Origin of the sequence: Corallibacter sp., from assembly GCF_048381695.1 — a bacterium.
In the GTDB taxonomy this organism is placed as follows: domain Bacteria; phylum Bacteroidota; class Bacteroidia; order Flavobacteriales; family Flavobacteriaceae; genus Corallibacter; species Corallibacter vietnamensis.
Map to the genome: position 1 here is coordinate 219,240 of NZ_JBLXHI010000004.1, position 11,158 is coordinate 230,397.

The following is an 11,158-nucleotide window of genomic DNA, read 5'->3' on the forward strand; positions in this document are numbered from 1 at the left end:
TAATTAATTAGTCTTATTGGTTTTTATAGTTGATTTTGTTTTTTCTTTTACTAATTCATCTTCAAAAAGCATTCTTACAGATGGCGTATAATCATCGTCATATTGACCGTTTTTTACTGCCAAAATGAAGGCTACGAAAAAAATTATAGCAACGATGATGCTAATAGTTAATAGTATATATATAACACTCATACCTAATTGAAGTTATAGTTCAAAATTACCGCGATGAGGTTTCTTAAAACATGATTTTTATCATGTTTGAGCATTTTTTGTATCATAATTTCCTGTTTAAAAAATTTGTAGATATTGTTGTGAAAACCACAATGCTAATGGAGCTTAAAGGCATTAAAATAGCAGCTATAACAGGAGATAGTTGTCCGGTAACAGCAAAGTAAAGGCCAATGATATTGTATATAAATGACAAGACAAAACTCCACTTAATAATTTTTAAAGCACTTTTTGAAGCTTTTATGAAAAGATGTAGTTTATTAAGTTTTGAAGCATCAAGAATGGCGTCACAAGCAGGAGAGAACACATTAATGTTTTCTGAAATAGCAATACCAACATTGCTTTGAGCTAATGCTCCAGCATCGTTTAATCCGTCACCAACCATTAAAATTTTAGCGCCTTCAGTTTGGTGATACTTTATATATTCTAACTTATCGTTTGGCTTTTGATTAAATATTAGTTTGGTTTTTGAAGGTAAAAGTTTTTTTAAGTTCTCATACTCACCTTCATTATCACCAGAGAGAATAACCAAATCAAAATCTTTTTTTAGTTGGTTAAAGAGTTTAGATAATCCTTTTCTATAGCTGTTGTAAAAAATATATTTTCCTTTGTAATTATTGTTAGTACTTATATGTACAGTTGTGTTAAGCGCGGTGGTTTCGTTGATACCTACAAATTTTGCCGACCCAATTTTAATATGATCAGCATGATGAGATGCCTCAATACCTTTGCCGATATGCTCTTCAAAATGATTTAAAGTAATTATATTATGCTCATTAAGGATGTTGTACAGTGAGCGACTTAAGGGGTGATTTGAGCCTCTCAAGGTGTTTTTTAGTAACGCTTCTTCGTTGATTGAAAGCATATCGCCATCATAAGTAACAGTACTTTTTTTATTTGAGGTAATGGTTCCTGTTTTATCAAATATTATGGTGTTTATAGATGCTAGTTGCTCTATAACAGAGGCGTTTTTTACGTAAAATTTAAACTTACCAAACAACCTTAAAAGGTTACCAAAAGTAAAAGGAGCTGATAGCGCAATAGCACAAGGACAAGCAATTATAAGAACAGCAGTAAAAACATTGAGCGCTTTTGAAGCATCTGTAACCAACCAATAAGCTGTAGATACAAATGCTATGGTTAAAACAAAAATTGTAAACCGTTTACTTATTGTATTGGTTATGTTTGTAAAGGAATCTTCTTTTTTCTTATTAAAAACATCATTGCTCCAAAGTTGTGTAAGATAACTTTGCTCAACAGATTTTAATGCTTCCATTTCAATAACACCAGAGGTTTGTTTGCCTCCAGCAAATACTTTATCACCAGATTTTTTGCTTATTGTTTCAGATTCTCCTGTAACAAAGCTATAATCTATTCGGGCTTTGCCATTTATTAAAATACCATCAACAGGAATTAGTTCTTCATTTCTAATAAGTAAACGATCACCTTTTTTTATATCATAAATTTGAATAGGTGTCTCTTCAGAGTTTTCAATTTTTGTTATGGCAATTGGAAAGTATGATTTATAATCGCGTTCAAAAGATAAAAAGGCATAGGTTTTTTGTTGAAAAAACTTCCCCAAAAGCAGAAAGAAGACTAGACCTGTTAAACTGTCAAAAAAGCCAGATCCTAAATTAAAAAGAATATCGGAGGTGCTTCTTAAAAATAAAACAACAATACCTAGCGCAATAGGAACATCAATGTTAAGTAAGCCAGATTTTAAACCTTTATATGCCGATACAAAATAATCTTGAGCGGCATAAAAAACAACCGGTAAAGAAAAAGAAAACATTAACCATCTAAATAGCGGTTTATATTGTTCAAGCCAGAATTCATTAACCTCAAAATATTCTGGGAATGATAAAAACATAACATTACCAAAAGCAAAACCAGCAATTCCTAATTTATAAATAAGCTGTCTGTTTACTTTGTTTTTGCCAGTATCGTAATCTTCTAGCGATATATAAGGCTCGTAACCTATTCGACTTAAAAGTAAGACCAATTCTTTTAGTGAAAAATCACTTGTATGGTATGTAACTCTTACTGTTTTCTTACCAAAATTTACTTGGGATGCGGTAATGTGAGAAGAAAGCTTGTTAAGGTTTTCTAATATCCATATACAAGAACTACAATGTATATGAGGAATGCTTAAGGTTACAATTTGTGTTTTATTATCATTAAACTCTGTGAGTTTTTCAATAATATTTTCTTGTTTTAAAAACTCATACTTGCCTTCTATTACTTTAGGCGTAGCACCAGGTGCTTGCTGCAAGTCATAATAGCATGTTAAATCATTTTCAGAAAAAATTTCGTAGACTGTTTTACAGCCATTGCAACAAAAGTCTTTGTTGTGATAAACTATATGATCTGATTTACACAAATCACCACAGTGGAAACAATGCGTTTGTTCCATAATTATTTGCTCATTTATACCTGTAACAAAGGTTACATTTTGAACCAAGAAAAAATATGATATTTGTCATGTTTTAAGTATTTTTACAAAACACGAAAACAAGGTATGAGTAAATGTGAACAATGTATAGTAAGGCAGTTTAATTCTCTTAAGGCATTAACTAAAGATGAGTTAATACGTATTTCGGGGTGTAAAACATCAAAGCATATAAAAAAAGGAGAACTTATCTTTGAAGAAGGTGATACTCTAAATGGTATTTTTTGCATTAAGGATGGTATTTGCAAATTATCTAAATTAAGTGCTAATGGTAGAGACCAGATAGTAAAACTTGTTATAAAAGGAGATTTATTAGGTCAACGTTCATTACTAGGAGATGAATCTGCTAATTTAAGTGCCGTTGCATTAAACGATATGGAAGTTTGTTTTATTCCTAAAGCAGAAATAATTACAGACTTACAGAATAATAGTAATTTTTCTATGCATGTTTTACAGCAAATGGCTCATGATTTAAAATCATCAGACGATGTTATAGTAAACATGGCTCAAAAGTCTGTTAAACAACGTTTGGCAGAAACATTACTGTATATTTATGATAACTTTGGTGTAGATGATGAAGGCGCTTTGAATGTTATTTTATCTCGTGAGGATTATGCCAATATTGTAGGGACAGCAACAGAATCTGCCATAAGAATCTTATCACAATTTAAAAAAGAAAACCTTATTGCAACAAAGGGAAAGCAAATTATAATAAAGGACTTAAAAGGATTGCAACATGTTGAGTAACTACCAGTTTCCTCGAGACTTCACATTGGCTTCACAAAACTTTATTATTTCTATAATCCTTTTTTCTCTAGTAGCTGTTCTTTTAGCTTGATTTAACCAGTATAAATATCCTTTTCTATAAGAAGGCGCAAAGTTTTTGTAGTTTTTAAAAGCATTTGCATTTTTATTAAAAGCACTTTGTAAATCCTCTGGGATAACACCATTTTCTACATCATCTAGTGCAGACCAACTACCATTTTCTTTAGCTATTTCAATGGTTTTAAAACCACTTTCGTGCATTAAATTGTCGCTAATAAGTGTGTCAATATATGTTTTGTTTACAGCGCTCCAAACACTTTTAGGATTTCTAGGTGTAAAATATTGTCGGCGTTTACCATTGCCTAAACTTTTTACTGTAGCATCTATCCAGCCATAGCATAAAGCAACTTTAACGGCTTCTTCCCATCGCATACTTTCTTTTTCGTGGTCTACTTTATAAAAAATTAAATAAACACCTTTTGAGGTGTCATGGTTATTATGTAACCAGTCTCGCCAATCTTTATCGGTTTTGAAATAGAGTTTAGGAAAGCTCAACAGTAATTAAATTTTTGATGTTTTAATATAAAAATCAGCATCTACAGAAATTGAGTTTCCTTGTAATTTCATTGTTTTCCAGTCGGCTTTAGGAAATAGCCATTGTTCTTTATCATTAATGGTTACTTGAATAGGCATATCAAAATTATCAACAATGTTTATCCAACGATATTTTAAGGTGTTGTCTTTTATTTCGTACTCTAAAGTAGGAATTTTTGTAGTGCGTAAATATTGATTGAAAAATTCGGTTAAATCAATACCAGATTGTTCACTAATGTAATCTTCAATTTGTTTTGTAGTTACGGTTTTATGGTAAAATGTTTTGTTTAACCCACGTAAAATTTGACGCCATTTTTCATCATCTTCAATTAGCTGACGTAAGGTGTGCAGCATATTAGCTCCTTTGTAATACATATCACCAGAACCTTCGCTGTTTACATTATAGTGGCCTATCATAGGCTTGTCATTTCTTATAGAAGCTCTAGTTCCTATTACGTATTCTGCTGAAGCTTTTTTACCGTAATAATAATCTAGAAATAGATTTTCAGAATATGCTGTAAAGCTTTCATGAATCCACATATCTGCAATGTCTTTATTGGTAATGTTGTTAGCAAACCATTCATGTCCTGCCTCGTGAATAATAATAAAATCAAATTTTAATCCCCAACCAGTTCTTGATAAATCACTACCTAAATAGCCTTTTTTGTATTGGTTTCCATATGTTACAGAGCTTTGATGCTCCATGCCTAAATAAGGAACTTCAACTAGCTTAAAGCTGTCTTCATAAAAAGGGTAAGGTCCAAACCAGTATTCAAAAGCTTCCATCATTTTAGGAGCATCTTTAAAGTGTTCTTTTGCCAAATCTAAATTATCTCGAAGCACGTAATAATCCATGTCTAAAGGACCTTTTTCTCCTTTATATATTTCAGAAAAGTTTACATAATCACCAATATTTACATTGACACCATAATTATTTATTGGGTTTTTTACAGTCCAATTAAAGGTGGTTGTTTTTTTGTTTTCTTTTATGCTTTTTAATCGTCCGTTTGACACATCAGTTAGTCCTTTAGGAACAGTAACACTAATATCCATACTATCTACTTCATCATACATATGGTCTTTGCAAGGCCACCAAACACTAGCGCCTAAACCTTGACATGAGGTTGCAATAAAGTCTTTTCCATTTTTATCTTTTTTCCAAGAAAGTCCACCATCCCAAGGCGCTCTAACAGCTTCTCTTGGTTTACCAGAATATGTGACTTCAATAGTGTTTATACTATTTGTTTTTTGATTGTCTTGTAACGTTATAAAATGAGCATTACCATCATGTTTTACTTTTAGAGCTTTACCATTTTGAGTTACTTGTTCAATTTTCATTGGCTCCTGTAAATCTATTTGTAAAACTTGGTGTGGTTTTAAAACACGATATTTAATGGTGTTTTTTCCCGCTATTGTTTTAGTTTCAGGAAATACTTCAATATCTAAATGATAGTATGTTAAATCCCACCACTCACGTTCAGGAGTTATAGTACCGCGTAAGGTGTCTTGATGTGTGAATTTTTCTTTGTTAGATAGCAAAGACTGCGCATTGGTCATTGTTACAGATAAAAAGAAAACAGCTAAAAGTATTTTGGCAAATCTCATTATGATTTAATATAAGTGTTATTAGTTTGTAAATTTACTTAATAAATCTCGTACAATTTCTGTGCCTTTTACATAATATTTAGCTTGTGTCTTTTTAAAGCCAACTTTTACAGTAAATGCTGTTTCAGGAAGTTCTTCAAACATATATTCATCTGTCCAGTCATCTCCAATAGCAAAAATAAAGTCATAGTTTTTTTGAGCAAGCCACCTTGAAGCTGCTCGTCCTTTATTTACACTGCTACTTTTTATTTCGATTACTTTATTGCCTTTTAAAACAGATAAATCATTATTAGAAATTAAACTTGTAAGTACAGTGTTAAGCTCTATGGTTCGTATTTGAGCTAATTCAGGATCTGCTTTTCTGTAATGCCACGCTAAAGAATATTTTTTCTTTTCTATAAAAGTTCCTGGTGTTCTATCTACAAACGTTTCTAGAATAGGAGTGATGTTTTCCATCCAATCAGTTTTAAGCCTTTCAAGCATGTTCCAGTCATTGGCTTTTGACTTTAGCCAAACACCATGGTCTGTAATAAGATTGTAGTTTTTATTGGCAAACCATTTTTCAAATGTTTCTCTATCTCTGCCACTTATTATTACAACATCCGTTTGCTCCTGGTTGTTAAGTTTATCTAATGTTGCTATTAAGTTTGTGTCTGGTTTAGCATCTAAAGGATTGTTTTTAAAACCAACCAATGTGCCATCGTAGTCTAGAAGTAATAATCGTTTTTTTGCTTTTTTAAAGGCCGATAGCATCGTGTCTTGGTTTTCGTCATTCATCCTTTTAGCGACTATAACAGCACCAATATTTTTGGTAGCATTTAATGACTTCATAAACTCTTTTGCCCATTTTTCAACACTATATCGCTGTAGGCGTTTTTGAAGTATTTTTATACGGCTTTGCTGTTCTTGAGCGGGCATTTCAAGCGCAAACTTTAAAGTGTCTGCAATTTCTTCAAAATTGTTTGGGTTTATCAGGAGCGCTTCGTTCATCTCTTTTGAAGCACCAGCCATTTCGCTTAAAATAAGCACGCCATCTTGGTTTGTTCTTGTAGCAATGTATTCTTTTGCTACCAGATTCATTCCATCTCTAATAGGAGTAATCATAGCAACATGAGAAGAAACGTATAAATCAATTAAATTATCAAAAGGCATAGATCTATAGAAATACCATATAGGTGTCCAACTTACGGTTGCAAATTGGCCATTTATTCGGCCTACCAATTCGTCTGTTTCTCTTTTTAATTTTTGGTATTGCGGCACATCAGATCTAGATGGTACTGCAAGCATGACTAAACGTACTTTTTCTTTAAATTCAGGATATTTGTTTAAAAAATATTCAAAGGCTTTAATTCGATTAGGTATGCCTTTGGTATAATCCATTCTATCTATAGATAAAATGAGTTTTGCATTAGAACCAGCTTGAATATGATCATCTAAACGACGCTGTAACTCTGATTTTTCTTCTTTTTTAAGACTAGCATGTTTTAAAGCTGCATCATGAAATTTATCATAATCTATTCCCATAGGAAAAGAATCTACCTTAACTATTCTGTCATGATATTGTATGTCATTAAACTTAACATCGAGTCTTAAAATACGTTTTATAGAACTTAAAAAATGACGCTCATAATCATAAGTATGAAACCCTAATAAATCTGATCCTAGCATACCGTTTAGTAGTTCTTCACGCCAAGGAAATGTTCTGAAAATTTCATAAGAAGGAAACGGAATGTGTAAAAAGAAACCTATAGTTACATTGGGTTTTTTATCTCGAATAAGCTTGGGTAGTAGAAGTAATTGATAATCATGAACCCAAACAGTATCACCGTCATTAATGTTTTCTAAAACAACATCAGCAAATTTTTGATTAACTGTTTTATATGATTCCCATTGGCTGTTTTCAAATTCGGTATACTCCATGAAGTAATGAAAAAGTGGCCAAAGTGTTTTATTACTAAACCCAAAATAAAAATTATTTACATCATATTGTGTTAATGGTACTGTAGCACACTTTTGTTTTGAAACAGCATTTTTTACTTTGTTACTTAAGTCTTCATTTAGTTCTTCTTCGGTAAGTCCAGACCAACCGATCCAAAGTCCATTACCATCTTCATGAACCGACTTCATTCCTGTAGCCAAACCACCAACACTAGGTTTTGTTTTAAGTATATTATTTTCTATTTGTATTTGTAATGGTAGTCTATTTGAAACGATTATGGTTTTATTCATGAATGTGTTTTGGTTTAACGACGATTATTTTGTTAATTTAATGAAAAATTAGCTTGTAACTATAATAAACTACTTGATTTGACAAATAATTTAGATTACGGAATTATAGGAAATTGTAGAAGCGCTGCTTTAATATCTAAAACAGGATCTTTAGATTGGTGTTGTTTGCCAGAATTTGACTCGTCATCAGTTTTTGCAAAACTGTTAGATGAAAAAATAGGAGGAAGTTTTGAAATTATTACAGATGATAGTTTCCAAATTACTCAAAAATATATAGATAACACAACCATACTTGTTACAAAGTTTAGTAACGGCATTGATGCTTTTGAGGTTCATGACTTTATGCCTAGGTATTATAAAGCAAACGGAAGTTACCAAGCACCACCAGAAATAATTAGATATTTTAAATACATTTCAGGTAAACCAACTTTTAAAGTGCTTTACGACCCAAAATTAGAATACGCTAAAGGAAAAACCGAAATGTATGTGAAGGATCACTTTATTGCAAGTTTAACTTATGGCGACAAGTTTGACACTTTATTTCTTTATACAAGCTTTGATAAACAAAAGGTAGTTAAAGGTGAAGAAATGACATTAACTTCTGATGGCTACTTTTTAATAGGTTACAATGAAAAAGTTTTTGAAACAACTGTAGATAGTATGTTTCTAGAGCATCAAAGAACCAAAGTGTATTGGCTAAATTGGATGGACAGAACACCTTCATACAATTTATATAATAAAGAGATAGCGCGAAGTGCTATGACACTCAAGTTGCTTACTTATGACAAAACAGGAGCCGTTTTAGCAGCAGCAACAACATCATTACCAGAAACTATTGGTGAAGTTAGAAACTGGGATTACCGTTTTTGTTGGATACGAGATGCATCAATGGTTATAAAAGTGGTATCGCAATTAGGACATAAAAATATAGCCAAACGCTATTTAAAATTCATTATGGATTTAATACCAGATAAGGACGAGAAGCTCCAAATAATGTATGGTATTAATAAAGAAAAGAAACTCACCGAAGAAACATTAGATCATTTAAGTGGTTACCATAATTCAAGTCCAGTGCGCGTTGGTAATGCTGCATATAAGCAACGACAGAATGATATTTATGGCATCTTGATGGATGTGATTCATCAGCAGTTTTTAAATTTTTCAATAGATATAGAAAATACTGAAGAGTTATGGACCATTACAAAAGGCATTGTTTGGGTTGTTAACAAGCACTGGAAAGAACCTGATAAAGGTATTTGGGAATTTAGAACTGAAGACAGACATTTCACGTTCTCAAAAGTGTTATGCTGGGAGGCTGTAGATAAAGCTATAAAAGTAGCTGAACTATTAGGTAAAACATCAAAAATTACCAAGTGGAAACTTATTGAAAGTGAAATTCGTGAGGATATCATGGAGCATGCTTGGAATAATGACGTTAAAGCATTTACTCAATCTTACGGTTCTAATGATTTAGATGCCTCTGTATTATTAATGGAGCCTTATGGGTTTATTGATGCTAGAGACCCTAAATATGTAAGCACTGTAAATGCTATAGAGCGAGAGTTAAGCAATGACGGACTGTTATATCGTTATAAAAACCAAGACGATTTTGGGTTGCCATCTTCTTCATTTACCATTTGTACATTTTGGTTTATAAATAGTTTATACAAAATAGGAGAGGTGCAAAAAGCTAAACGTATGTTTGATAAACTATTGTCATACAGTAACCATTTAGGCTTGTTTAGTGAAGATATTGACTTTAAAACAAAACGCTTATTAGGTAATTTCCCTCAAGCGTATTCGCATTTAGCTCTTATTGAAACAGCTATAAATTTATCTAAAGTTACAGATCAAGAAAGGATAAAAGAAACTATTAGATAATTAATCAACTAGTTGTAAGGTGCCAAAAATGTTGGCATTAATCCACCCTTGATTTTTATCTTTACCAGGAACAAAAATAGAGCCTATAAAGTTTTCACGCTCTTTGCTAGAATCGTTGTCACAATAAGCTATAGCAAAACCTATTTTTTTGTTAGCTTTTAAAGTTTTTGGTTTGTTTTGTTGCCCATCAATGAAGGTGTCATCAAATAGTTTAATTTTCATTTCCCAAAGAGAAATGTTACCAACTGTTGTGCGTTTTGAGATAACATGATCGTTATAAAGCGTAGGTATTTCACCTGGTGCAATATCTACAACATTACCGTCCAAAGCCACGTGATAGGCAAAGGCATTATGATTGTATTGATGTTCTCCGCCGCTATTATCTTCGTCTATAAAAACTTCAACACAATCATCGTCCCACCATAGTTTTAAAGGGTCTGAATATTGATCATAAAGCGTGTCATCATGAATTTCTACTAATGCGTAAAGTGCATCATCTTTCCAAGTTAGTTTATAGCGTCCGTTAAAATCTGTAGAGTCATAAGGTTGTCCTAACCATAATTGATCTATATTAAACCAAGGTTCTGTTTGCCAAATAACTTCATCAGCATGTCCGTCAATAGTAATAAAATCAGTTGTTTTATTTACTAAAATCAGTTGTGTTTCCTTTTTAGGCTCAAAAGTTATGGTTGGTTCTTTTGTGTTTTTGCAAGAAGTTAATATTATCAAGAAAAATAGTAGGGAGAAGTTAATCTTCATTTGTTGAATTTTAAGCAGCAAATTTACATAAAAAAGCCGCTTCAATTACTAGAAACGGCTTTTCACTTCTAACTAAACTTAAATTAACCTAAAAACAGTATTTGTTTTCAGCCTTTATTTTTTCAGCGATTTCGTGTCTTAAGTCTACTATATCCGGATAGTTCTGATATTTAGTAAAACGCTTAAGTCCCATTAGCATCATACGTTGCTCATCACCTTCAGCAAAAGAAATAATGCTTTCTTTTCCTTTTTTCTCTATAGTTTCTACAGCGTGATATAAGTATAATTTAGACATAGCGATTTGTGCAGATTGAGACTCTTCTCCAAATCGTTTTGCGTTTTTCTCTGTACGTAAAATAGCAGATTCTGCCATGTAGATTTCAATTAAAATATCTGCAGCAGCAACTAGTAATTGTTGGTGTTGTTCTAAATCTGGTCCAAATTTTTGCACCGCAGCACCAGCAACCATTAAGAAGGTTTTCTTAAGTTTTACAATCATTTCTTTTTCTTCAGAAAATAGTTCAGAATAATCTGGTGTATCAAAAGAAGGAATACCCATTAATTCTTCTTGAACTTTCATTGCAGGACCTAATAAGTCTACGTGACCTTTCATTGCTTTTTTAACTAACATACCTACAGAAAGCATAC

At 32.1% G+C, this 11,158-nt stretch carries 8 protein-coding genes and 1 pseudogene; 2 read left to right on the forward strand and 7 right to left on the reverse strand.

What is annotated here, in order from left to right; translation table 11 throughout:
- Positions 1–3 precede the first annotated feature (3 nt).
- Together ccoS and ACN5J3_RS08470 are read right to left on the reverse strand one after the other, a co-directional pair.
- The gene (gene ccoS / locus ACN5J3_RS08465) at positions 4–192 is read right to left on the reverse strand and encodes a cbb3-type cytochrome oxidase assembly protein CcoS (protein WP_344729804.1); all 189 of its coding nucleotides are present in this window, start codon (positions 190–192) and stop codon (positions 4–6) included.
- Positions 193–274: 82 nt separating this feature from the next.
- Positions 275–2,641 (reverse strand): heavy metal translocating P-type ATPase, encoded by a 2,367-nt coding sequence (locus ACN5J3_RS08470; protein ID WP_418511448.1) that lies wholly within the window; start codon positions 2,639–2,641, stop codon positions 275–277.
- Positions 2,642–2,746: 105 nt separating this feature from the next.
- On the opposite strand from ACN5J3_RS08470, the gene ACN5J3_RS08475 reads away from it, so the two are divergent.
- Positions 2,747–3,424 carry a Crp/Fnr family transcriptional regulator gene (locus ACN5J3_RS08475; protein ID WP_418509670.1) on the forward strand — a complete coding sequence of 226 codons (678 nt, stop codon included), beginning with the start codon at positions 2,747–2,749 and terminating at the stop codon, positions 3,422–3,424.
- On the opposite strand, the gene ACN5J3_RS08480 is transcribed toward ACN5J3_RS08475, so the two are convergent.
- From ACN5J3_RS08480 to ACN5J3_RS08490, 3 genes are read right to left on the reverse strand one after another with little or no spacing between them, the layout of a single operon-like run.
- Complete coding sequence (locus ACN5J3_RS08480) at positions 3,425–3,997, reverse strand: YdeI/OmpD-associated family protein (RefSeq protein ID WP_418511449.1); 573 nt, start codon at positions 3,995–3,997, stop codon at positions 3,425–3,427.
- A gap of 6 nt (positions 3,998–4,003) precedes the next feature.
- A complete protein-coding gene (locus tag ACN5J3_RS08485; RefSeq protein WP_418511450.1) occupies positions 4,004–5,641 on the reverse strand; it encodes a M1 family metallopeptidase in 1,638 nt (545 codons plus the stop codon).
- Positions 5,642–5,662: 21 nt separating this feature from the next.
- Positions 5,663–7,870, reverse strand: coding sequence for a bifunctional alpha,alpha-trehalose-phosphate synthase (UDP-forming)/trehalose-phosphatase (locus ACN5J3_RS08490; protein WP_418511451.1), 2,208 nt, complete (start codon positions 7,868–7,870; stop codon positions 5,663–5,665).
- A 78-nt stretch (positions 7,871–7,948) separates the two neighbouring features.
- On the opposite strand from ACN5J3_RS08490, the gene ACN5J3_RS08495 reads away from it, so the two are divergent.
- Positions 7,949–9,751 carry a glycoside hydrolase family 15 protein gene (locus tag ACN5J3_RS08495; RefSeq protein ID WP_418511452.1) on the forward strand — a complete coding sequence of 601 codons (1,803 nt, stop codon included), beginning with the start codon at positions 7,949–7,951 and terminating at the stop codon, positions 9,749–9,751.
- Here ACN5J3_RS08495 and ACN5J3_RS08500 read toward each other — a convergent pair whose 3' ends face one another.
- Positions 9,752–10,510, reverse strand: coding sequence for a sugar-binding protein (locus ACN5J3_RS08500; protein ID WP_417290044.1), 759 nt, complete (start codon positions 10,508–10,510; stop codon positions 9,752–9,754).
- A gap of 88 nt (positions 10,511–10,598) precedes the next feature.
- Positions 10,599–11,158: pseudogene (locus ACN5J3_RS08505) on the reverse strand (acyl-CoA dehydrogenase); the annotation flags it as partial.

Bases quoted from the DNA above. Each gene is read 5' to 3' on its own strand.
- ccoS (WP_344729804.1), bottom strand. From the start codon at position 192: ATGAGTGTTATATATATACTATTAACTATTAGCATCATCGTTGCTATA.
- ACN5J3_RS08490 (WP_418511451.1), bottom strand. From the start codon at position 7,870: ATGAATAAAACCATAATCGTTTCAAATAGACTACCATTACAAATACAA.
- ACN5J3_RS08475 (WP_418509670.1), top strand. From the start codon at position 2,747: ATGAGTAAATGTGAACAATGTATAGTAAGGCAGTTTAATTCTCTTAAG.
- ACN5J3_RS08470 (WP_418511448.1), bottom strand. From the start codon at position 2,641: ATGGAACAAACGCATTGTTTCCACTGTGGTGATTTGTGTAAATCAGAT.
- ACN5J3_RS08500 (WP_417290044.1), bottom strand. From the start codon at position 10,510: ATGAAGATTAACTTCTCCCTACTATTTTTCTTGATAATATTAACTTCT.
- ACN5J3_RS08485 (WP_418511450.1), bottom strand. From the start codon at position 5,641: ATGAGATTTGCCAAAATACTTTTAGCTGTTTTCTTTTTATCTGTAACA.